Here is a 22,542-nt window from a genome sequence, read left to right on the forward strand (position 1 = left end):
GACCACGTGAGTGTGGATTAGGTCAGGACATCCTAACTCTGCGACAGGTGTGGTTGCGGAAGGTCAGAGAGACTGCGCCCACCGGCCGATGTCGCCACGCTCGAGCGCCAGGGCCAACAGTTCCGGGAACTTGTCGGGTGTGCAGGCGAACGCCGGGATGCCGAGTCCGGCAAGGGCGGCGGCGTTGTCGCGGTCGAACGACGGTGCACCGTCGTCCGACAACGCCAGCAGCACCACCACCTGCACGCCCGCGTCCTTCATTGCCGCCATCCGCGTGAGCATCTCCGCGCGGATACCACCTTCGTACAGGTCGGAGATGAGCACGAACATCGATTCGGTGGGACGCGTGATCAACGACCGGCTGTACGCGATCGCCCGATTGATATCGGTACCGCCACCGAGTTGCGTCCCGAACAGTACATCGACCGGATCGGCCAGCTTGTCGGTCAGATCCACCACGGCCGTGTCGAACACGACCAGTGACGTGCGCAGCGCCCGCATCGACGCGAGCACAGCACCGAACACCGATGCGTACACCACACTCGACGCCATCGACCCCGACTGATCGATCGCCAGCACCACGTCGCGCTGTACCGCCTGCGATCGCCGTCCGTATCCGATGAGCCGTTCCGGCACCACCGTCCGATGCTCAGGCAGGTAGTGGGCCAGGTTCGCGCGGATCGTGCGGTTCCAGTCGATGTCGCGCAGCTTCGGAGTGGATGTGCGCGCCGAGCGGTTCAGTGCTCCCGTCACCGCGGCGCGGGTGTGTTGGGCGATCCGCTCCTCGATCTCGCGGACCACCTTCTCGACGACCATCCGAGCGGTGGCCTTCGTGGTCTCGGGCATCACCCGATTCAGACTCAGCAGCGTTCCCACGAGATGGACGTCCGGTTCGACGGCGTCGAGCATCTCCGGCTCGAGCAGCAGCTGGGTCAAACCGAGCCGGTCCATCGCGTCGCGCTGCATCACCTGCACGACCGAGGTGGGGAAGTACGTTCGGATATCGCCGAGCCACCGCGCGACACGCGGCGCCGACGAACCGAGACCCGCACTCCGCGGACCGCCTCCGTCGGCGGAACCGCGACGGTCGTAGAGCGCGGCGAGAGCTCCGTCCATCGAGGTGTCGCTCGCAGAGGCGAGAGAACACGTCGACTCTTCCGCGGCCTCACCGAGGAGTAGTCGCCAGCGTCGCATTCGCTCCTGGTGTGCGGGCTCTGCATCCACCGCTTCGGTGTCGGTCGACGCTGTGTGGCTCGAAGCCATTGTCATACAGGCACTCCCAGAATCAGAGCCGTTGCAGCTGTGGCGCGACGGCCGCGTTCGTCATCGACGGGGATGGCGGTGCGGACCGCCGCACCGCCACGGAGGACGGCACCGAGCGTCGCCCGCTCGGTCGCCTCGAATCCGCCGAACGTGCGGCGCAGTACCGGCAGGACGTCGACGAAGTCCTGCCCGTGCAGCCCCGACACCCAGCGGTCGATCAGGGTCAGCAGTGCCCGATCGTGGATGAGCAGCAGCGCGCCGTCGCCGACGAACCCGTCGATCCAGCGTGCCTTCGCCGCGGGTTCGCTGCCGATCGACAAGGCCCGGGACACACGCACCGCGGTGTCCTGTTCGTCGATGCGACCCATGTCGTGGAGCAACCGCACGGTCCGGCCGGTGAGGATGCCGTCGATCTCGTCGCGATCGGCGATGACGGTGAGGACGTCGAGCCACCGCTGCGTGGACCCGGCATCGTCGCGCAGAGCGAGCGCTGCGTGAACGGCGTCGACCTCGCGACGCAGCGCATCGGCCGCGTCGGTGTCGAGACCTGCCGCTGCAGCGGGCAGACCTGCGCAGATGCGTACCAGTAGGGCATCAACGACGTGTGTGAGCGACGACAGGTCGGTGCCGCGCACATCGCCGTACCGCAGAGTGCGGATCAACGTGGGCAGCGCCGCCATCAGATGGGCGACGTCGTGATCGAGTGCGGCGGCGGTGTCGATCGATCGGAGCAATTCGGGGACCGCGTCGCGCAGATCGGCGAGCAGCGCCTCCTCGAGGAGATCGACGACCTGCGCCAGAGTGGCGTCGCCATCGCGGGCCCGCTCGAGGATGAGCGCACGGGCGGCAGATTCGACGGTCGTGCCCCAGCGGGACGCCTCCACGATCGCGACCGACAACTCGGGATCCCACTGCAGAGCCCAGGTCTCCCGGAACGTACCCGTCGATCGCACGTCGCCGGCGCGCGGCGCGCCCCAGGAGATACCGAGGAGCCGCAGGCGGTGCAGCAACCGTGAGCGCCCCACATCGATCTGCTTGCGCAGGTCGAGATCGAGAGCCTTGTTCTGCGCAGAGCGTTTGAGCCGCAGCGTCTTCGACGTGGCCTGCAGGTCGGCGTCGAGCGGCACCGTGGGAGTGTCGTCGGGGACACTGCCGAGGGCTTCGCCGACGACGAGGGCGCGGGTGACGAACTCGAGGAGTACATCGTCGCCGTCGCACAGCACCGCGCGGGTGGCCTCGGTGACCTCGGCGAGCCCGGCCAGCGGGCGAGTGCGCAACGCGGCCAGGGTGTCGGCGAGTCGGGTCGCTTCGATCACATGAGCGCTCGACACCGGAAGGTCGCGTTCCCGCAGTGTCCGTGCGACCCGGGTGAACCACCGCGTGATCGTGTCCTGCTGCTCGGTGAACAGGTGGTGATACCAACCGGGAGAGGTGATTCCCGCGCCGTACCCCGAGGCCGATGCCAACCGCGAATGCGTCCAGGGCACCCACGTCAGCGACGTCTTGACCTTCGGAAGACCCTTGAGCAGCCGCGCATCCGGCGCCGCCGGACCGAGCTTGCCCGTCAGTGCGGGAGCGTGCATCGCGCCGCAGACCACCGCGATCTTCAGCGCGCCGGCCTTGATGGTGCTACGCAGCACCTGACGCATGTGTGCCTCGCGCTGTGCGGTGTGGTCGTCGAGTGCGGTGTCTTCCCGAAGCGCCGCCATCGCCGCGGTGATCGCGTCGAAATCGGCCATATGATCGTGGCCGTCGTCCGGCGTCCCCGACTCGACGACCGTGTCCCACCACTGCTCGAAATCGTCGTACCCACCCGCGGCAGCGAGTGCGACGAGCGGATCCGGTCGATCCTGCTCGGGGGCCTTGTCTGCAGCGAGCATCTGCGCCGCGGGTAGGTCGCAGAACCGCACGTCGGCGTCGTGCAGGATCGCCCAGCGCAGTGCCTGCCATTCCGGCGAGAACGCGGCGAGCGGCCAGAACGCCGCGGTCGCGGGTTCGCCGGCGGCGTACGCGAGCAGCGCCACCGGCGGTTGCAGATCGTCGGAGGCGGCCAGTGCGACGAGCGGGTCGGCGTCGGACGGACCCTCGATGAGGACGGTATCGGGTTCGAACTCGGTGAGGGCACGCAGTACCGCACGGGCGGAACCGGGGCCGTGATGCCGGATCCCGAATACCCGTACCTGAGAGAACTCCGTCACCCGGTGACCTCGCGGCAGGACCGGTAGAAGTCGGCCCAGTCGGCGCGCTCACGCACCACGGCCTCGAGGTACTCGATCCACACCTGCCGGTCGGCCGTGGGGTCCTTCACGACCGCACCGAGAATCCCGGCCGCGACATCGGACGCACGCAGCACACCGTCGCCGAAATGCGCCGACAGCGCCAGACCGTTGGTGACCACCGAGATCGCCTCGGCCGTGGACAGCGTGCCCGATGGAGACTTGAGCTTGGTCCGCCCGTCGGTGGTCACGCCCGACCGCAACTCCCGGAATACCGTCACGACACGGCGGATCTCCTCTGCGGCGGCAGGCACCTGTGGAAGCTCGAGGGATCTCCCGAGTTGCTCCACCCGACGCGCGACGATCGCGACCTCGTCCTCCTCGCTGGCGGGCAGCGGTAGCACCACGGTGTTGAAGCGCCTGCGCAACGCGGAGGACAGATCGTTGACCCCGCGATCGCGGTCGTTGGCGGTCGCGATGACGTTGAACCCCTTCGCCGCCTGCACTTCCATGTTCAGCTCCGGCACCGGCAACGTCTTCTCCGACAGCACGGTGATCAGCGCGTCCTGCACATCGGCCGGGATACGGGTGAGCTCCTCGACACGCGCAATCGCGCCGTCGCGCATCGCGGTCATGATCGGTGACGAAACGAGCGCCGCCGGTGACGGACCCTCCGCGAGCAGACGCGCGTAGTTCCAGCCGTATCGGATCGCTTCCTCCGGGGTGCCTGCGGTGCCCTGCACCAGCCGGGTCGAGGAACCGGAGACCGCAGCCGCGAGATGCTCCGAGACCCAGGTCTTCGCCGTGCCGGGAACGCCGAGCAGCAGCAACGCGCGATCGGTAGCGAGGGTTGCCACGGCCACTTCCATGAGGCGGCGTGGCCCGACGTACTTCGGCGAGATCACCGTGCCGTCGGACAGCTCGCCGCCGAGGAGATAGGTCACGACTGCCCACGGGGACAGCTGCCACGACGGTGGGCGCGGACGGTCGTCGAGTCGGGCGAGCACGGCGAGCTCGTCTGCATACTGCTGTTCCGCGTGGGGGCGCAGCAGTGTCTGCTCGTCGATGACGTTGTCGGTCAACTCAACTCCTCGTGAAGGGTACGGCGTTGATTCAGGATGTCTGCGGCGGTGGCGAAGCGGTTCAGCCGGTCGAGATTGTCGGTGCGGGTAGCGGCGTCGGCGAACAGGTCGCCCACCTCGTACGGTGCGCGGTGCGCGAGCAAGGTGGTCAGCGAACGGAACGTGTTCGACTTCGGTGCTGCGGCGGTGTAGAGCGCCGAGAGCACTCTCTCGGCGACGTCGGCAGGCCACGGCGCCGTCAGTGCGTCGAGCAGGATCGTGTCGAGCAACTGTGTGTCCGACGCTCGGCGCAGGTGCTCGACGAGGACGGCGCGGGGGAGCGCGCCGGCGACGAGATCGTCCACCCTCCCGTCGCGGCGGAGCATTGCGCTCGCCCACTGTTCGTCGTGGTGACAGGCGGTGGCGGTGTCCCACCCCCGTCGCAGGGGATCGCCGAGCCCCTCGGAGACCTCCAAGGCGAGGACGTCGCCGGGGGTGCGGTCGGCGTCGCACCACGCGGCGAGCGGTGCAGAGGCGGCGAGCGACCACGCGCGGTGCGCCTCGACCGTGCCCAGCCGGCTCGGGCCCCGGACCTCGAGGCCGTCACGCAGGGCGGCGGCATCGAGCGTGCCGGGTAGCGATATGGACAGGGTGGATCCGTCGACTCGTGTCCAGTCCTGTACCCGCTGTGCCATGCGTCGGCCGAACGCAGACTCGGGGAGGCGGCGCAGGAACCGTACGGCGACCTCGCGGATTCTGCCGCTGCGATCGTCGAGGGCTCGCTCGAGCAGTTCTTCGTCGTGGGTGCCGAGCCCGGGGGAGAGTGCCTCGAGGAGGGGGAGTCGCGTTGCCGCGTTCTCCGATGCCCATACCGCTGCCAGTCGCGCGGTCGCGGCGGCAGGGTCGGCGGCACGCAGGTTCTCGAACCATGCGCGTCGCCTTGCCGGTGTGCCGTGCAGCCACATGTCGTCGTCGGCCGGATCGGGTTCTACCAACGGTGTCCACCGCGGATTCTGCGCCGCGACCCACTGGCCGCGTGGCCCGGCGAGTGCGATCAGTGCCGCGCGGTGCGTGCTTCCGGTGGGTGTCGCCCGGTCCAGTAGGTTCACGATCAGCTCGGCAGGAGCCTTGAATCGCGCTGCGGCACGGAACCATTCGTCCAGGAGATCGGATCCGACGGTGAGGAGTCCGAGGAATCTCTCCGTCGCGGCGGGAGGAAGTTCGGGGCGGGTGTCGTGGGGGGCGACGCCGGGGCGGGGATGAGGAGTGGGGACAGTTCCTCCTGCGAGGAACACCGATTCGAGGGCTGCCGCGGCGAGCAGGCGATGCTCGGCGGTGCCGATCGTGGCGGCGGCGGTGTCGGCGGTGTGCAGAGAATCGAAGGTCGGTGTCGCGCGAGCTGTCCCGAGAAGTGCCGCGGTGGTGAGTGTGTCGATACCGGTATTGCTCACTGCGACGACCCTTCGGCTGTGGTGGACAAGTCGGCAGCGGTGAACAGTGCGGCGGGAGTGACGGCGCGGCCGTCCCAGTCGCCGCACACCGTCGCCGAACGTCCGCCGGCGACCGCGAGTAGCCGCCACCGGTCGTCGTCGTCACCTCCGAGGGGCAGTGCCCGGCCGTCTTCGTCGACGAGATACCAGCCGTCGTCGGCGCGGACGGGTGTCACTGCGTCGAGGAGCATGGGCCACGACCGCGTCCACGGGTCGGATGCCAGCGCATCGGCGTAGTCGGTCAGTGCATCGTCGAGGTCCGTTCCCGGCAGCGACGAGATCTGCGCCGGAGGGCCGTGCTGAGTTCCGAGCTGGGCGCGCAGTGGTGCGGCGGCCGGGTAGAAGTGCAGGTCGGCGTCGATGGCGGTGCCGACCATCGGCGCTGCGTCCGGGAACCGCTGTGTGCCGTGAGCGAAGTCGAGCAGGATCGCCCAGCGCCTGCAGGTGCGTCCGCGGAGCCACACTTTTCGGGTGTATATGCGATTGTCCTCGGTGATGCGGGTGGCAAGTACCTGCCAGTGATCGCGGACGGCGGGTTCGCGGCGGACATCGTCGACCTTCGTCGGGAAGCCGAGGTGGGTGTGCACGGACCGGGCGAGAGGCTCGGGCAGCGAGGTCACGTCGCGGTATGCCCGGATGAGCAGGTAGATCCGGCCGTACTCGGACAGAAGTCTTGTGGGCCAGCCGATTCCGGAGGAGGCGACACCTGGGAGACTGCGGAGCATCGAGGCGATGCCCGGTGCCTGTGCGTCGATCATGCGGGAGGCCACCGCGTCGTAGGTGCTGTAGTCGTGGGTGATCGACCCGAGTCCGCTGCGGACGCGGTCGGTGAGCCAGCGTTCGAGGTCGTCGAGCCCCGCCGCGACACGTTCGGCGCGTCGTTGTGCCGTCGCGGGGTCGGGTGTCTTCGCTGCGGATTCGGAGTCGGTGGCAGTGCCGCCGATCGTGGTGGCGGCTTGTTCGGCCTTCTCGGATCGGCTGTCGAGCCAGTCGGCTGCGAAGGTCGGTTCGGCGCCCTCCGCAATGTTTCCCGCCGCCCACAGTGTCAGCAGACTCAGCGCGTGCTTGCACGGGAACTTCCGGCTCGGGCACGAACAGTGGAATGCGGGACCGGTGAGGTCGACTGTGGTGGCGTAGGGCTCGGACCCGCTACCGCGGCACAGTCCCCAGAGTGACCGCTCGGAGTATCCGGTGTCGGACCATGCGGACGAGAGCCGGCGGGCAGCCGCCATCGACGCCGGATCCGGGGCTGTCGCGCTGATCTGTTCGAGGGTCCAGGGGGGTGTCACGGTGAAGAAACGTACGGCAGCACTCCGACAGATCCGTAAACGATCAGGACGATGCGTGTTCGGTGAGGCGGCGGCGGATCCCGTCGACGAACAGGGTCAATCCGAAGTCGAATCGGACCGCCGGGTCGCCGTCGAGCAGGTCGTCGTCCGACGTCGCGACGTTCTCGGTCGCGGTATCGGGAGAGATCGGCGACCGGGTGAGTGCCCCGAGTTCGGCGAGTTGGAGGCGGGATTGCTCGTCGACGGTGTGGCCGAGGACATAGTGCAGCAGCGCGTAGCCGGTGAGTTCGGCGTGCGCGCGGGAGAGCCCCGCGCGCTGCGCGGCCGTGACGAGGCTGTCGCGGGCGGGGGAGGTCGTCAGGCGTGAGGCGTAGGTCGCGGCGACCAGTTCGGCGCCGTCGCGGTGGGCGAGCAGTGCGCCGCGAAGGCGATAGGCGAGCTGGGTGAGTGCGGCGTCCCATGTGTCGGCGGACGGTGGTGCGTCGACGCCGTCGAGGATTCGGTCGGCCATCGCGCCGAGCAGGGTCTGCTTGTTGGGGAAGTGCCAGTACAGCGCGCCCGGCTGCACACCGAGCGAGGTCGCGAGTTTGCGCATGGTCAGGTCGCCCAGGCCGTACTCGTCGAGTATCGCCATGGCGCCGTCGAGGACGTCGCCGCGTCGCAACTGCACGGTCTTCGCTCCCTCTCTCGTGGTCGGTCTGCGTTGACACTATCGGACCTCGACCCTAACCTGAACGCTGTTCAAGTGAACGGTGTTCAAGTTTCGATCCTCAGGAGTTCGCAGTGACACACGCCCCCGCCCGAGTCGACATCCTCGAGCTCGCACGTGACCAGGTACTCCGACGCGGCGAGGGGCTCGACCGCGCCCAGACCCTCGAGGTCCTTCGCCTGCCCGACGATCGGCTCGAAGACCTGCTCTCGCTCGCCCACGAGGTGCGGATGGCCTGGTGTGGGCCAGAGGTCGAGGTCGAGGGCATCATCAGCCTCAAGACCGGCGGGTGCCCCGAGGACTGCCACTTCTGTTCCCAGTCCGGACTGTTCGCCTCACCCGTCCGCTCGGCCTGGCTCGACATCCCCGCCCTGGTCGAGGCCGCCAAGCAGACTGCGAAGACCGGAGCGACCGAGTTCTGCATCGTCGCTGCGGTCCGCGGGCCCGACGCCAGGCTGATGGCGCAGGTCGCGGCGGGCGTCGAGGCCATCCGCGGGGAGGTCGACATCCAGGTCGCGTGTTCGCTCGGCATGCTCACCCAAGATCAGGTGGATCAGCTCGCCGCACTGGGCGTGCACCGCTACAACCACAACCTCGAGACCGCGAAATCCTTCTTCCCCCAGGTTGTCACCACGCACACGTGGGAAGAACGATGGGAGACGCTGCGCATGGTCCGCGAAGCCGGGATGGAGGTCTGCTGCGGCGGCATCCTCGGTATGGGTGAGACCCTCGAACAGCGTGCCGAGTTCGCCGCTGACCTCGCCGCCCTCGAACCCGACGAGGTTCCGCTCAACTTCCTCAATCCGAGGCCCGGAACCCCGTTCGGCGACCTCGACGTGCTGCCCGCGTCGGAGGCGCTCGCGGCCGTCGCGGCCTTCCGTCTCGCGTTGCCGCGCACGATTCTCCGGTTCGCCGGCGGCCGTGAGATCACCCTCGGCGATCTCGGGGCGAAACAGGGCATCCTCGGCGGCATCAACGCCGTGATCGTCGGCAACTACCTGACGACGCTCGGTCGGCGCGCCGAGACGGACCTCGACCTCCTCGACGAACTGAAGATGCCGATCAAGGCTCTCGGCGAGAGCATCTGACGGTGTTCGATGCGTACACCGGCGCCGAGAGCGTCGACGGGATCGACCCGGGCCGATCCTCTGCGGTCGTGAAAGGCCTGGAACCGCCACGGTTCTGCGCCCATTGCGGCCGTCGGATGATCGTGCAGATCGCACCCGACGGATGGTGGGCCCGCTGCTCACGGCACGGAACGATCGATTCCTGGCAAGACGACCAGCGCTGAGAGCGCCGTGGCCGGCCGCACCACGACCGCGCGAGGGCGCGGGACGAGTCACATCCGGTCTGCAATTCGGGCCCGCAGATGTGCCAGCAGGTCGGATCCGTCCCGGCTTCCGCGCGGGCCGTGTCCTTCCGGCGTCGTCATCCGGCCCGCATCGGAGCGGGTCCATTCCCGGACCGCCCACCGTTCGGTGATCGCCCAGCGTCCGTCCCGCCGCTCCATCAGATCGATGAACCGCGCGCCACTGGTGAAATCGTCGCGGTCGGGATGTCCCCAATGCGTGTTGGTGGAATAGGCCTCGCTGATCGCGACATCGCCGAACAGTTCGACGAGATGGTTGCCGACATGGTGCATCGTGCCGCCGAGCAACTCCAGCCGCGGCTTCACCCAAGCGATGTATTCGTCCACGTTGCCGTCGAATCCGGTGTGGTGGTCGATGCCGTCCAGGTGGTAACAGTCCCGCACCAGATCGAAGTCGAGTCGGTCGATGCCGCGGCAGTACCGCAGCACCACCTCTCGGATGTCCTGCTTGTCGAGGAGATCCTGTAGTGCTCGCGACGTGTCGGTCACGCTGTGCCCTCCTTGAGTCCGACCATCCAGTCGAGCAGAGACGGAATACCGTCGGATGTGATGCCGAATGCCACCGGCCGGAACACCACGACGGTCGCGCCTTGCGCGTGCCACTCGCGGGCCCGATCCGCAGTGGCCGACAGATCGACTGAGCCGGAACTGTCGCGGACCGGTGTCACCGACACCTGGATCCTGATGGAGTCGGGGTCGCGACCCTGCTCGGAGAAGCATTGCCGGAGCAGGGCGACAGACTCGGGGAAGGTCGTCATGTCGGTCGGGTTGACCGTCCAGCCGTCGGCCACCCGGGCGATCCGTTCGAAATTGCGCCGGCTCGGGCCGAATCCGAACAGCACCGGCACGCGGGGTTGTACCGGAAGCGGATACGAGTGGAAGTCCTCGAACGAGTAGCCACGTCCGCTGAACGAGGCCGGCGGCGTTCCCCACAGTTCCCGGCATGCCGCGACGGTCTGTTCCATGCGGCCGAATCGAGCGTCGAACGGCATCCCCGTTGCGGTGTACTCGTCCTCCTGCCAGCCGACACCCATTCCGATCGCGACGCGCCCGTCCGAGAGCGCGTCCAGGGTGGCGAGTTGCTTGGCCAGTAGGACGGGGGGACGCAGGGTCGCGATGAGCACCGAGACCCCGAGTCGGGCGCGCCGGGTCACCGCCGCGACCGACGACAGCAGCGAGATCGGCTCGAACCACGGATGTTCCAGTGCGAAGGTGAACCCGTGGGTGGCGACCCGCTCGGCGTGCGCAGCCGCGGTGAAGCCGACGTGATCTCCGGTGGAGATCAGATCGACTCCCACTCGGTCGGCTTCGGCGGCCAGATCCAGCACCGACCGGATCCGGCCTTCGTAGAGTGCCTCCGCGCCGAGGACGTTGAGTCCGACCTCCAACGCGGTCACCGGCCGAGCATCCGCTGCGCGTGACCGCCGGACTGTACCTGTGGATCGGTGGAGATGCTCATGTAAGACCCTTCTCACGTTCTGGGGATTTCTGCGAAGGATCACACGGGGGCCGTGACGCGCGGAAGTTGTTTCCACTGAACGGGACTCGCACGGACATCCCGGGTGGGTGCTGCGTACGGCGCACTGTGTCGCGGTGCCGGGGTGGTCAGAGTCCCGGGACGGTGACGGCGTGGTCCTCGATGTAGTCGACGACGAGTTCCCGCCGCGCGATCTTCCAGCTGCCCTTCACCCGCTTGTACTCGTCGCGGTACCGGATGGCGAACGCGTTGTCGCGCATACCGTCGCGACCGCGATACAGGTGATGCGCCAGGCAGTACACCGTCCCGGTGGCGCTGTCGCCTTCCACATCGAGGACCTGCTGGTGCACGGCATGGTGGGTGGCGTGCAGGTGTGCGGTGCCGTCGAGCACGACCGCGACGATCGCCCCGGCACCTACTGTGACCACATTCTCGGTGCCGCGGGTCACTGCGGGAGGTTGCACGAATTCGGCGTCCTCGGTGAACAGGTAGGCCAGAGCGGCACGGTCTCGCTCATCGACCGCGAGCGCGTAGCGGCCGGCGAGATCCGACGGGGTGTCCATGGCGACGAGTATGCAGCCTTCGGATCTGTCACCGGCTACTGTGCCCGCTCACTGGAATCTGCCGCTCAGTGAGATCAGGCAAGACCAGATGCGGAGACCTCTTCAGCGTCCGAGTTCCGCGGATGGCGAGGAATGGGAGAACACCGATGAAGTTGAGGGAGTCGCCGGCGCAACCGATTTTCCGCGTCGAGTGTGCAGTTGTTGTCGCATTCTTCGAGAGGGAGAGACAACAACTGCGCACTCGATCGAGGGTCAGCGGACGGGGCCGGTCTCGAGTGCCGGCACCGGGGGACGGTTCGTGGAGCGACTCGAATGAATCACCGCCGGGACGTCGTAGGGCTATGCCTCGACGGCGTTCGACAACGAAGTGAGACGGTCGGCCTCGAGATCGGTGAGAACCAGCCTCGTCGAGTCGAGCAATGCGGGGAGTTGCTCGATGCGGCTTGCGCTCGCGATCGGCGCGGCGATGCCGGGACGCTGTGACAGCCATGCGAGTGCAACCGTGGGAATCTCGACGGCGTGGGCGGTCGCGATCTCGGCGAGCGCATCGATCACCGCGAGCCCGCCCTCGGAGAAGTATTGCGAGGCCATCCGCCCGCGAATGCCTGCCTCGAGATCCTCCGACGTCCGGTACTTGCCGGTGAGGAAACCTGCGGCGAGTCCGTAGTAGGGCAGTACACCCAGATTGTGCTCGGCGACGAGCGGGGCGTATCCCTGTTCGTACTCTGCGCGATGCACGAGGTTGTAGTGCGGTTGCAGCGACACGGGCCGGGCGTAGCCGCCCTCGTCTGCAATCGCGAGCCACTCGGCGATGCGCGCGGGGGAGTAGTTCGACAGGCCGACGTAACGGACCTTCCCGCTCTGGACGAGCGCATCGAACGCCGCCACCGTCTCCGCCAGTGGCGTCTCGGGATCGTCGGAGTGCGCGAAATACAGGTCGATGTGATCGGACTGTAGGCGCTTGAGGGACGCGTCGGCGGCGGCCGCAACATTCTCCGGTGCCAAACCTGTGAATTCGGGGTGATGGGCGACCTTGGTTGCCACCATCATCTCGGAGCCGATACCGCGAGCGGCTTTCCAGTTTCCGAGGATGGTCTCGGATTCGCCACCGGAGTTGCCGGGGGCGAAGGCGGAGTACGAGTCGGCGGTATCGACGAAATTACCGCCTGCGGCCATGAATGCATCGAGGATCTCGAACGACGTGGTCTCGTCGGCTGTCCAGCCGAGCGTGTTGCCGCCCAATGCAAGAGGGTAGATATCGAGCTCGGAATTTCCGATTGTTGCCACTGCACTCCTGTCGTCGGCGTGATGTTCCACGCGCACCCTACTCCCGGAGAGGAAAACACCTGGTCGGTCATCCCGGCGGGCGAAGCGCTGCGAATTCGTCGGTGACACGCAGGCGGGAATCGGTGAATCGATACAGCGCCGGAGGTCGGCCGCCGCTCTTGCCGGACGGTGCGGTCGTGCCGGTTCGGGTGAGGACCCTCCGGCGGGCGAGTACCCGTTGGAGATTGGTGGCATCGACCTGGTAGCCGATTGCTGCGCAATATATCTCGCGCAGCGTCGACATCGAGAACTCCGCGGGCGCGAGTCCGTACGCGATGTTGGTGTATGACAGTTTCGCGGCAAGGCGAGCGTGTGCGTTGGTGACCATGATCCGGTGATCGAACGACATCTCGGGTAGGTCTGCGACCGGATGCCATGACGTGTCGCCGGGTAACTGCGGGTCGGAGGTGATCGGCACCAGGCCGAGGTAGGTCGACGCGATGGTGCGGGCGCCGGGCACCCGATCGGGGGCGGAGAAGACCGAGAGCTGTTCGAGATGGGCCACCTCGCGTACGTCGACCTTCTCGGCGAGTTGGCGTCGTGCGGAGGACATGAGGTCCTCGTCGTCGCGGAGCCGGCCGCCGGGAAGCGACCAGGTGCCCGACTGGGGGTCGAGTGCGCGTTGCCATAGCAGAACGCCGAGTTCGGGAGCGGATCGGGGCGTGCCCGAGGTGTCGGTGAAGTGGCGAATCTGGAACACCACGATGAGCACTTCGTGACCGGTGTTACTATATGGCATGTTTTCGACCCTAAGTCGAAAACCCCGAGAACGGAAATCCGAGCACAGCCCGCCCGGATTGCACTCCACGAAGGAGCAACGCCATGACCACGACCGAGTGGGCAGGAACCGCCGCAATCGTCGACGGACCGGGTGGCTACTCCGGCATCGAGGCGACGCCGGAGTGGGCCGACGAGGTTCGCCGGCTCGCCCGCGAGCAGAACGCGACACTGCTGGCGCACAACTATCAGTTGCCGGCCATCCAGGACATCGCCGATCACGTCGGTGACTCCCTGGCACTCTCGCGGATCGCCGCGGAGGCCGAAGAAGGCACCATCGTGTTCTGCGGTGTGCACTTCATGGCCGAGACCGCCAAGATCCTCAGCCCGAACAAGACCGTGCTGATCCCCGACGAGCGCGCCGGCTGCTCGCTCGCCGACTCCATCGACGCGGATCAGTTGCGTGAGTGGAAAGCGGACCACCCCGACGCCGTCGTCGTCTCGTACGTCAACACCACGGCCGAAGTGAAGGGCCTGACCGACATCTGCTGCACGTCGTCGAACGCCGTCGACGTCGTGGCGTCCATCGACCCCGACCGCGAAGTGCTGTTCCTCCCCGACCAATTCCTCGGCGCGCACGTCAAGCGCGTGACCGGCCGGGACAACATCCACATCTGGGCAGGCGAATGCCACGTGCACGCAGGCATCAACGGTGAGGAACTCGCCGCGCAGGCCAGGTCGCACCCCGATGCCGACCTGTTCGTCCACCCCGAGTGCGGCTGCGCCACGTCGGCGCTCTATCTCGCCGGTGAGGGCTTCGTGCCCGACGACAAGGTCAAGATCCTCTCGACCGGTGGCATGATCGACGCCGCGCGCAAGACCGGCGCCAAGCAGGTACTGGTGGCCACCGAGGTCGGCATGCTGCACCAGCTGCGGAAGGCCGCGCCCGGCATCGACTTCCAGGCGGTCAACGACCGTGCGTCGTGCCCCTACATGAAGATGATCACCCCGGCTGCCCTGCTGCGCTGCCTCCGTGAGCGCAAGGACGAGGTCCACGTCGACCCGGCGGTCGCCGAACGTGCCCGCCTGTCGGTGCAGCGGATGATCTCCATCGGCAATCCCGGTAGCGGAGAGTGACGTCCACCGTGAGCGCCGGGGTGAGCTGGGAAGCGCACACCGATCTCGTCGTGGTGGGCGGAGGCGTCGCCGGGCTCACCGCAGCGCGTGCCGCCTCACTGCGGGGCATGCAGGTGCTCACGGTGAGCAAAGGCGGTCCCACCGACACCGCGACGCAGTACGCGCAAGGTGGCATTGCCGTCGTCGCACCGACCGGCGACAGCGTCGGATCCCACGTTGCGGACACCCTCGCCGCTGGCGGCGGACTCTGCAACGAGAACGTCGTCCGCTCGATCGTGGCCGCAGGCCCCGACGCGATCGCTGCCCTGACCGATCTTGGAGCGGTGTTCGATCGCGGGCGCGACGGCGACGTCTCCCGAACCAGAGAAGGAGGGCACAGCACCCGTCGGATCATCCACTCCGGCGGCGACGCCACCGGCGCAGAAGTTCAGCGGGCCCTCGGTGCTGCCGGCCTCCCGGTGCTCTTCGGTGCCGCCGTCGCCCGCGTACTCACCGACGCGCGCGGCGTCACCGGAGTGCTGATCCGCGACGAGCGCGGCTTCGGTGTCATCCACGCTCCCTCGGTCCTGCTCGCGACCGGTGGGCTCGGACAGCTGTACGCGTGCAGCACCAACCCCGTAGGCGCGACCGCCGACGGCCTCGCCCTCGCATTGCACGCCGGCGCCCGCGTTGCCGACATCGAGTTCGTGCAGTTCCACCCCACGGTGCTGTTCGCCGCCGAAGGCCTCGGGCGACGCCCGCTCATCAGCGAAGCGGTCCGTGGGGAAGGTGCAACCCTGGTGGATTCCCGCGGCCGGTCCGTCACCGACGGCGTGCACCCACTCGGCGACCTCGCCCCGCGCGACGTGGTGTCGCGCGCGATCGCCGAACGCGTCGCCGAGCTCGGCGACGACCACGTGTTTCTCGACGCCCGCCACCTCGAGGGCTTCGCGCAGCGCTTCCCGACCATCACCGCATCCTGCGCGGAGGCCGGACTCGACCCCGCGCAGGACCTGCTGCCGGTGGCGCCGGCGGCGCACTATTCGTGCGGCGGGATCATCACCGACGAGCACGGCCGAACCGAGGTTCCCGGACTGTATGCGGCCGGTGAGGTCGCGCGCACAGGACTGCACGGCGCGAACCGCCTCGCATCCAACAGCCTGCTCGAAGGTCTCGTGGTGGGGGAGCGGGCCGGCGCGGCGGCGGCTGCGGAACGCGGTGGCCTTCGTGTCGAAGCGCTCGACGCGACGGTGCCGATGCTTCCCCGTCTCGATCGCACGGAATTGCAGTACGTGATGACCCACGATGCGCTCGTCGTCCGCGACGAGACCGGTCTTGCTGCCGCAGAGACGATCTTGGCGGGCGCACGCATGCGTGCATGCGATGAGGTCACCGACCTCGAGGACGCCACCCTCACCCTCGCGGCCCGCGCCCTCGTCGGTGCGGCACTGCGCCGAACCGAATCCCGCGGATGCCACACCCGGCGGGACCACCCGACCCCGGATCCCGACCAGGCGTACTCCCTCGACCAGCGTCTGGACGACGACGGAGAACTCGTCGTGACCACCCCTCAACTCACAGGAGCGAACTGACATGGCCACCGTGCTGCCCGCCGGACTCGACCTCGACGAGACCCGCGCCCTCGTGCGGCAGGCTCTCGACGAGGACCTGCGGTACGGACCGGACGTCACCACCGACGCGACCGTTCCTGCCGACGCGGTCACCGTCGCGACCATGGCGCCGCGACAGGCCGGCACCGTCGCCGGTCTGGACGTGGCGTTGCTCGTGCTCGACGAGGTCCTCGGCGCCGACCACTACACGGTGCGAAGCCGGTTCGAGGACGGGCATCGCGTGGTCGCAGGCGAACCCGTACTCACCCTCGAAGCACCCACCCGCGGTCTGCTCACCGCCGAACGAACCATGCTCAACCTCGTGTGCCACCTGTCGGGGATCGCCACCACCACATCGCATTGGGTCGACGCGGTCGCAGGAACCGAGGCGAAGATCCGCGACAGTCGCAAGACGCTCCCCGGTCTGCGGGCACTGCAGAAGTACGCCGTACGCGTCGGCGGCGGCGTCAACCACCGCATGGGGCTCGGCGACGAGGCCCTCATCAAGGACAACCACGTTGCCGCTGCCGGGTCGGTGGTCGCGGCACTGCGCGCGGTGCGTGCGCACGCCCCGGACATCGCGTGCGAGGTCGAGGTCGACAGCCTCGAGCAGTTCGACGAGGTCCTGGCCGAGAACGTGGAGCTGATCCTGCTCGACAACTTCCCTCTGTGGCAGACGCAGATCGCGGTGCAGCGTCGCAACACCCATGCTCCGGGCACCCGGCTGGAATCGTCGGGTGGGCTCACCCTCGAGGTGGCCACCGACTATGCGCGCACAGGCGTCGACTACCTCGCGGTCGGCGCGTTGACGCATTCGGTCACGGTGCTCGACTTGGGCTTGGACATGTGACGGCTCGGACATGTGACGGCTCGGACATGTGACGGCTCGGACATGTGACGGCTCGGACATGTGACGGCTCGGACATGTGACGGCTCGGACATGTGTGTTTCCGGTGGCGAAGCGCGAGGTCATGGCGTAGAACTACGAGTGACCCTGCGAGAGCGCTCAGCGGAGTCATCGTCGGGTCAGGGGGCCCGCAGTGTAGGGGAGTAGAAGGACGACACATGCGGCTGCCGATGTCACCGACCGATTCGATGTTCCTGCTCGGTGAGACCCGCGAACATCCGATGCATGTCGGTGGGCTCGTCATGTTCGAGCCGCCGGAGGGACACACGGCGAGCGACCTGCGACAGATGTTCGTCGACGCGATCGGCCGCAGCGAGGACGAGGATGTCGCACCGCTGTGGCGCAAGAGAGCCGTTCGTTCCCTGACCACCTTCGGTCAGTGGGCCTGGGAGGACGATCCGGCGTTCGATCTCGACTACCACGTGCGATTCAACGCGCTGCCGCGTCCGGGATCCACCACCGAATTACGCGAACTGGTCTCGCGCCTGCATGCGCCGCTGCTCGACCGCAGCCGCCCGCTGTGGGAGATGCACCTGATCGAAGGACTCGACGACGGCCGGTACGGGCTCTACATGAAAGTGCATCATGCCCTCGCCGACGGTGTCGGCGCGATGCGGCTGCTGCGCCGTGCCTTGAGCACGGACCCCCACGAGACGGAAATGCCTGCGCCGTGGGCTGCCCCCGACAGCTCGGATCCGAAGCGCTCCGTCGTCGGTGCCGCCATCGAACTGCCGAGCACCGCGGTGCGTGCTGCCCGCGGCGTGATCTCGGAGGCGTTCGGTCTCGTGCCCGCGATCGTCGGGACCGTCGACCGTGCACTGCACGATCGGGGCGGATCGTTGTCGCTCGCGGCGCCGCAGACGATCCTCAACGTGCCCATCGCGGGTTCGCGACGGTTCGCCGCGCGCGCGTGGCCCCTCGAACGCCTCCGGTCGGTGGCCACGGCATCCGAGTCGACCATCAACGATGTGGTTCTCGCGATGTGCTCGGGGGCGCTGCGCACGTTCCTCGCCGAACAGGATTCGCTTCCTGACGAATCGCTCGTCGCGATGGTTCCTGTCGCGCTACGGAACGACAAGAACACGGGGAACGACCTCGGTGTCCTCATGTGTTCGCTCGGAACCGACCGGCCGGAGGCGGCGGAGCGGCTTTCCGGGGTGCGCGCCTCGATGGCCGCGGGGAAGAAGTCCATGAGCGGGATGTCGACACTGTCCCGCTTGGCCGCCAGTGCAGTCGGTATGGCTCCGTTGGCGGTGGGTGTATTGACCGGGAACCGTGTGCTGTCGCGTCCGGCGTTCAATGTCATCATCTCGAACGTGCCCGGCCCCGACACTCCGCTCTATTGGAACGGTGCACGCGTCGACGCGGTGTATCCGCTCTCCGTTCCGCTGGACGGGCAGGCGCTGAACATCACGTGCACCAGCACGGACGATCGGATTGCGTTCGGGCTCACCGCGTGCCGACGTACCGTACCGGATCTGGGAAGGCTGCTCGATCACCTCGACGCCGAACTCGTCGCGCTCGAACACGCCGTCGGGATCCCGGTCGCGGGGAATATTACCGACGTGGAGACCCGGGCATGATCGTGTCCGTCATGTGCAACAGTTCGGGTCGAGGACCACGCGGAGTGCGTCGAGAGATTCGACTCGGGCACGGTAGTAGACGTTCATTCCGCGGCGCTCGGCGACGACCATGCCTGCCTTCTTGAGCTGACCCAGGTGGTGACTGACGGTCGATTCCGCGAGGTCCACTCCGGTGGCGAGGTCGCACGTACAGACCTCACCGGTGTCGGCGGTGAGCAGGATCGACATGAGTTTGATCCGGGTCGGATCGGCGAGTGCCTTCAGTCGTAGCGCGACCTGGAGGGCTGCTTCGTCGCTCATCGGCGCGGCGGAGACCGGTGTGCAGCAGATGGGTGCGCTGACATCGACGACGGGCAGTGCTTTCGGCATGGCGCCCACTCTACGCAGCTTCTTGACTTATATCGAAAAGGGGCGCACCCTGAGTTCCGTCAGTAATTCGATATATGTAGCAAAGGTGATCGTCATGTCTCGAGCCCAGCTCGCCCTCAACGTCGACGACCTGCAGCAGGCCGTCATCTTCTACTCGAAACTGTTCAATGTCGAACCCGCGAAAGTGAAGCCGGGATACGCGAACTTCGCGATCACCGAACCTCCGCTCAAGCTGGTGCTACTCGAGAACCCTGGCAAGGGTGGCACGATCAATCACCTCGGCGTCGAGGTGGAGTCCAGCGAGAAGGTCCACGACGAGATTGCGCGGCTCACCGGCGAGGGACTGTTCACCGACGAGGAGATCGGTACCACCTGTTGCTTCGCCACCCAGGACAAGGTGTGGGTCACCGGGCCTGCGGGCGAGAAATGGGAGGTGTACACGGTGTTGGCCGATTCCGACACGTTCGGTTCGAATCCGCAACACCTCGACGGCCCGGCTACGGCAGGCGACGGTACGTGCTGCACCTCCAGCGCAACGTAGGTCACTGCTCGCCCACTCGGTGTTGCCGGCGAGGCTATGATGGAAACCGGGTCTCGGCGATGATCGCCCGGTAGGTCTCGACCGCATCGGTGGGCCTGCGGGTAAGACTCGGATCGGTCTGCACATCGACCGTGTACAGCCCGAACCGTGCTGTGTAGTCGCCCCACTCGTAGTTGTCGGTGAGCGACCAGTAGTTGTATCCGAACACCGGGGCGCCGTCGGCGATCGCGCGTCCCATCTCGTCGACGTGCTCGCGCAGGTGCCGCGACCGGGTCCAGCCGTCGGTGCGTGGGGTGCCGTCGGCCGTGGCCATCCCGTTCTCCACCACGTACAGCGGGACACCCGGGTAGCGCCGGGTGTAATCCATGAGGGCGTCGTACATACCCTGCGGGTGCGGCACGACCGACGCATAGTCGCCGACGGCAGCGTGGATCGCCGTGGGGTTCTGCACCGTCACACCGTAGTAGTAGTCGACACCTACGAAATCGAGACGGTCGCGGACCCGATCGAGGAACCAGGTGTCGAGATACGGCTGCGCCCCGGGGATGTACGCGGCGTTCGACGTCACCCGCGCATCCGGGTCGAGCCGGTGGATCGTCTCGTATGCTCCGCGATGCGCTTCGACCAGTCGATCGAACATCACCGGCACCTCGGGCGGTGCGAGACCGCCGTTCGCCACCTCCTGCCACACATACTGGCTGGGCTCGTTCAGCGTCACCCACAGGGCGTCGGCGTCGGCGTAGCGCGCGGCGACCGTCTCGGCGTTGGCGAGCCAGGAGCGGACGGTACCGGGGTCGGACCAGCCACCACGGTCGGCGATCCAGCCCGGATACACCCAGTGATCGAGTGTGAGCATCGGCGTCATGCCGTCGGCGCGGATCTCTCGCACGACGTCGTCGTAGTAGTCGAGTTCGGTGTCGTTCCACCCGTACGGAGTGGGCTGGATCCTGGCCCACTCCACCGAGATCCGGTAGACGTCGACTCCGAGTTCCGCGGCGCGGGCGATGTCCTCGTGGTAACGGTGGCGGAAGTCGACGGACGATCCGACCGGTTCGTGGCGCGTACCGTTCGAGTACCGCAACCAATTGCTGTCGGGCGACGAACCCTCGGACTGGAAGCCGGAACTCGACACACCCCAGAGGAACTCGTCCGTGTGTGCGTGAGCGGGGGTGGCGCCCGGTCCGCCGAGTGCTGCGATGAGAGCGAGCACCGCGAGTGCCGCTCTCATCGCGACCTCACGAGACCGCGGTGAGCGATCGCGCGAAGGGGGTCCACACGTCGGTCAGGGCCCGACGCCCGATGAACAACCCGATGTGGCCTGTGTCGGCGATCGTCGTCACGATCTTCGACGCCGGGGTGGAAACGTGGTCTGCGAGCACCGTGACCTGAGTGGGTGTCGCGATCATGTCCGATCTGCCGGCGATCAGGTGTAATGGGCAGTCGATCTTCGACAGATCGACGACACGTCCGTCGGCCTCGAGGGTGCCTGCGACGAGCTCGTTGCGGACGAACAGGCGCCGCATGATCCACTCCCGGAACGTGGCGGGGATCTCCTGCCTCCAGGTGAACCATCGCCGTTCGGCTTCCATGCGGGACACCTCGTCCGGGTCGTCGAGTGCGCCGAGCAGGGCCATCGCCCGTTCGATCTCGCCGACCGGGTCGGTGGACAGTACTCCCGCGGCGCGCGCGGTGCCATAGAGGAGATCGACCACCGATGTCGCAGCGCTGGTCGGTGCGTGCGCGAGTGCCGCGAGGGCAGGCTGCTCGGCGTGGAAGTCGATGGGGGCTCCGGCCACGGTGAGTGTGTGCACGGCTTCGGGGTGCAGCGCAGCGTAGATCGTGCCGAGCCAGCCACCCTGACTGTCACCGATGATGTTCACCCGGCCGCCGAGATGATCGACGGCGGCCGCGATCACGGCGAGATGCTCATCGATCGAGGCCGAGTCGGTATCGGCGTTCGCGGGAGTCCACTCGAGGCAGTACAACCGGCTGAGCCCGCCTGCTCGCAGCGCTTCGATCTGGCTGCGGCCGCGCGAGTGGTCGACGATGCAGGAGTGGGTGCCTGCCTGCGGTGGGAGCAGCAGGGTCGGCACGGTTTCGCGGTCGACGGCATCGGGTGCGCTGCAGTCGCGAAGGTTCGCGAGTGGCCATCGGCGGGGGACCGGCCATGTGTGTGCCCAGGTCGGCGGTGTGTTGTCGGTCAGGACCCCGTAGTAGCGGCCGATGTCCGATGCGATGGTCCAGGGTGCGGGGCCCCGGCGCGCCAGGCCGAGGAGGTATGAGCTCCAACCGGCGATCGCCGCGACTCCGAGTCGAATCGGAGTCGCGGCGATCTGTGTATGCGTCACCGGAGCCATGTACCGCACCGTAGAGCGCCTTTCGGGCGCGCGGGCGGAATCAGGGTTCTCATGTCGCGATCGTGTCCTACTTGAGAAGGTCGCGTGCCGTGGTGGTGACCGTGCTGGTGAGCTCGCGGGCAAAGGAGACCTGCGCCTTGGTGATGTCGGCGACCCACTCGATCGGGGTGGCCTCGGCGAACTTCTCCTGCATGTCCAGGATGCTGCCGACGGCCTTCTCGTAGGTGTCGACACCGAGGTTGCCGCTCTGCTTGGCAGCCTCGACGAACTTGGCGTTGAACTCGTTGACGCGCTCGGTGGTCTCGTCGACTGCCTTGGTCAGGTCGGCAGCGGCCTTGTCGGCAGCAGCAGTGGCGCTCGCCGTGAGCTTCTCGGCGGTCTTCTGTGCGTTCGCAGTGGCGTCGGCGGCGGCCTTGGTGGCTGCGTCGGTGGCGTTGGCGGCGGCCTCGGAAGCCTTGGCGGCTGCGTCGGTGGGCTTGGGCGCGGTGGGCTTGGTGGGAGCAGTCATGGTGTTTCCCTTCGTTGAGCGCGGGGGTGTAGCGCGGTATGAGTCCGGTACGTCGCGAACGACGCTGTTAG

Annotated in this window: 22 protein-coding genes; 7 read left to right on the plus strand and 15 right to left on the minus strand. The window is 67.5% G+C overall.

Features of this window, described 5'->3' with window-relative positions:
- Positions 1 to 63 precede the first annotated feature (63 nt).
- The 6 genes from ACFWCF_RS23765 to ACFWCF_RS23790 all read right to left on the minus strand — a co-directional run bounded on the left by ACFWCF_RS23765 (position 64) and on the right by ACFWCF_RS23790 (position 7,989).
- A complete protein-coding gene (locus ACFWCF_RS23765) occupies positions 64 to 1,194 on the minus strand; it encodes a VWA domain-containing protein (RefSeq protein WP_378567037.1) in 1,131 nt (376 codons plus the stop codon).
- Between the two features lie 71 nt (positions 1,195 to 1,265).
- On the minus strand, positions 1,266 to 3,479 hold the full coding sequence (locus tag ACFWCF_RS23770; RefSeq protein ID WP_378567040.1) for a DUF5682 family protein: 2,214 nt from the start codon (positions 3,477 to 3,479) through the stop codon (positions 1,266 to 1,268).
- A complete protein-coding gene (locus ACFWCF_RS23775; RefSeq protein WP_378566881.1) occupies positions 3,458 to 4,561 on the minus strand; it encodes an AAA family ATPase in 1,104 nt (367 codons plus the stop codon). Before ACFWCF_RS23775 ends, ACFWCF_RS23770 begins: the two co-directional genes overlap by 22 nt.
- Positions 4,558 to 5,991, minus strand: coding sequence for a DUF5691 domain-containing protein (locus tag ACFWCF_RS23780; RefSeq protein WP_378566884.1), 1,434 nt, complete (start codon positions 5,989 to 5,991; stop codon positions 4,558 to 4,560). Before ACFWCF_RS23780 ends, ACFWCF_RS23775 begins: the two co-directional genes overlap by 4 nt.
- Positions 5,988 to 7,319 (minus strand): SWIM zinc finger family protein, encoded by a 1,332-nt coding sequence (locus tag ACFWCF_RS23785; protein ID WP_378566887.1) that lies wholly within the window; start codon positions 7,317 to 7,319, stop codon positions 5,988 to 5,990. The genes ACFWCF_RS23780 and ACFWCF_RS23785 overlap by 4 nt, the downstream gene beginning before the upstream one ends.
- Before the next feature lie 43 nt (positions 7,320 to 7,362).
- The gene (locus ACFWCF_RS23790) at positions 7,363 to 7,989 is read right to left on the minus strand and encodes a TetR/AcrR family transcriptional regulator C-terminal domain-containing protein (RefSeq protein WP_378566890.1); all 627 of its coding nucleotides are present in this window, start codon (positions 7,987 to 7,989) and stop codon (positions 7,363 to 7,365) included.
- A gap of 113 nt (positions 7,990 to 8,102) precedes the next feature.
- Here ACFWCF_RS23790 and bioB point away from each other — a divergent pair, with 113 nt between their 5' ends.
- Both bioB and ACFWCF_RS23800 read left to right on the plus strand, forming a co-directional pair.
- A complete protein-coding gene (gene bioB / locus ACFWCF_RS23795; protein ID WP_378491494.1) occupies positions 8,103 to 9,116 on the plus strand; it encodes a biotin synthase BioB in 1,014 nt (337 codons plus the stop codon).
- 2 nt (positions 9,117 to 9,118) lie between these two features.
- The gene (locus tag ACFWCF_RS23800) at positions 9,119 to 9,319 is read left to right on the plus strand and encodes a hypothetical protein (RefSeq protein ID WP_378566893.1); all 201 of its coding nucleotides are present in this window, start codon (positions 9,119 to 9,121) and stop codon (positions 9,317 to 9,319) included.
- A 48-nt stretch (positions 9,320 to 9,367) separates the two neighbouring features.
- Here ACFWCF_RS23800 and ACFWCF_RS23805 read toward each other — a convergent pair whose 3' ends face one another.
- The 5 genes from ACFWCF_RS23805 to ACFWCF_RS23825 all read right to left on the minus strand — a co-directional run bounded on the left by ACFWCF_RS23805 (position 9,368) and on the right by ACFWCF_RS23825 (position 13,502).
- Complete coding sequence (locus ACFWCF_RS23805) at positions 9,368 to 9,886, minus strand: nuclear transport factor 2 family protein (protein ID WP_378491492.1); 519 nt, start codon at positions 9,884 to 9,886, stop codon at positions 9,368 to 9,370.
- Positions 9,883 to 10,794 (minus strand): TIGR03619 family F420-dependent LLM class oxidoreductase, encoded by a 912-nt coding sequence (locus tag ACFWCF_RS23810; RefSeq protein WP_378566896.1) that lies wholly within the window; start codon positions 10,792 to 10,794, stop codon positions 9,883 to 9,885. Before ACFWCF_RS23810 ends, ACFWCF_RS23805 begins: the two co-directional genes overlap by 4 nt.
- 208 nt (positions 10,795 to 11,002) lie before the next feature.
- The gene (locus ACFWCF_RS23815; RefSeq protein WP_378566899.1) at positions 11,003 to 11,437 is read right to left on the minus strand and encodes a nuclear transport factor 2 family protein; all 435 of its coding nucleotides are present in this window, start codon (positions 11,435 to 11,437) and stop codon (positions 11,003 to 11,005) included.
- A gap of 339 nt (positions 11,438 to 11,776) precedes the next feature.
- The gene (locus ACFWCF_RS23820; RefSeq protein ID WP_378566902.1) at positions 11,777 to 12,724 is read right to left on the minus strand and encodes an aldo/keto reductase; all 948 of its coding nucleotides are present in this window, start codon (positions 12,722 to 12,724) and stop codon (positions 11,777 to 11,779) included.
- A gap of 67 nt (positions 12,725 to 12,791) precedes the next feature.
- Positions 12,792 to 13,502, minus strand: coding sequence for an NUDIX domain-containing protein (locus tag ACFWCF_RS23825; protein ID WP_378566905.1), 711 nt, complete (start codon positions 13,500 to 13,502; stop codon positions 12,792 to 12,794).
- 83 nt (positions 13,503 to 13,585) lie between these two features.
- Here ACFWCF_RS23825 and nadA point away from each other — a divergent pair, with 83 nt between their 5' ends.
- From nadA to ACFWCF_RS23845, 4 genes are all read left to right on the plus strand, one after another.
- Positions 13,586 to 14,617, plus strand: a complete 1,032-nt coding sequence (nadA, locus tag ACFWCF_RS23830) for a quinolinate synthase NadA (protein WP_378566908.1) — start codon at positions 13,586 to 13,588, stop codon at positions 14,615 to 14,617.
- Positions 14,614 to 16,188 (plus strand): L-aspartate oxidase, encoded by a 1,575-nt coding sequence (locus ACFWCF_RS23835; RefSeq protein ID WP_378566911.1) that lies wholly within the window; start codon positions 14,614 to 14,616, stop codon positions 16,186 to 16,188. Before nadA ends, ACFWCF_RS23835 begins: the two co-directional genes overlap by 4 nt.
- 1 nt (position 16,189) lies before the next feature.
- Positions 16,190 to 17,056 carry a carboxylating nicotinate-nucleotide diphosphorylase gene (gene nadC, locus ACFWCF_RS23840; protein ID WP_378566914.1) on the plus strand — a complete coding sequence of 289 codons (867 nt, stop codon included), beginning with the start codon at positions 16,190 to 16,192 and terminating at the stop codon, positions 17,054 to 17,056.
- Positions 17,057 to 17,271: 215 nt separating this feature from the next.
- On the plus strand, positions 17,272 to 18,696 hold the full coding sequence (locus ACFWCF_RS23845) for a wax ester/triacylglycerol synthase family O-acyltransferase (protein WP_378566917.1): 1,425 nt from the start codon (positions 17,272 to 17,274) through the stop codon (positions 18,694 to 18,696).
- A gap of 9 nt (positions 18,697 to 18,705) precedes the next feature.
- On the opposite strand, the gene ACFWCF_RS23850 is transcribed toward ACFWCF_RS23845, so the two are convergent.
- Positions 18,706 to 19,065, minus strand: a complete 360-nt coding sequence (locus ACFWCF_RS23850; protein ID WP_378566920.1) for an Rv2640c family ArsR-like transcriptional regulator — start codon at positions 19,063 to 19,065, stop codon at positions 18,706 to 18,708.
- Positions 19,066 to 19,159: 94 nt separating this feature from the next.
- Here ACFWCF_RS23850 and ACFWCF_RS23855 point away from each other — a divergent pair, with 94 nt between their 5' ends.
- Positions 19,160 to 19,606 carry an ArsI/CadI family heavy metal resistance metalloenzyme gene (locus ACFWCF_RS23855; protein WP_378566923.1) on the plus strand — a complete coding sequence of 149 codons (447 nt, stop codon included), beginning with the start codon at positions 19,160 to 19,162 and terminating at the stop codon, positions 19,604 to 19,606.
- A gap of 34 nt (positions 19,607 to 19,640) precedes the next feature.
- Here the strand turns inward: ACFWCF_RS23855 and ACFWCF_RS23860 are convergent, their stop codons facing one another.
- The 3 genes from ACFWCF_RS23860 to ACFWCF_RS23870 all read right to left on the minus strand — a co-directional run bounded on the left by ACFWCF_RS23860 (position 19,641) and on the right by ACFWCF_RS23870 (position 22,471).
- Positions 19,641 to 20,834, minus strand: coding sequence for a glycoside hydrolase family 1 protein (locus ACFWCF_RS23860; protein WP_378566926.1), 1,194 nt, complete (start codon positions 20,832 to 20,834; stop codon positions 19,641 to 19,643).
- Between the two features lie 7 nt (positions 20,835 to 20,841).
- On the minus strand, positions 20,842 to 21,963 hold the full coding sequence (locus tag ACFWCF_RS23865; RefSeq protein ID WP_378566929.1) for an alpha/beta fold hydrolase: 1,122 nt from the start codon (positions 21,961 to 21,963) through the stop codon (positions 20,842 to 20,844).
- Positions 21,964 to 22,030: 67 nt separating this feature from the next.
- Positions 22,031 to 22,471, minus strand: a complete 441-nt coding sequence (locus ACFWCF_RS23870; protein ID WP_378566932.1) for a hypothetical protein — start codon at positions 22,469 to 22,471, stop codon at positions 22,031 to 22,033.
- Positions 22,472 to 22,542: the final 71 nt, after the last annotated feature.

Source organism: Rhodococcus sp. NPDC060090, from assembly GCF_042729855.1.
Lineage (GTDB): Bacteria > Actinomycetota > Actinomycetes > Mycobacteriales > Mycobacteriaceae > Rhodococcus.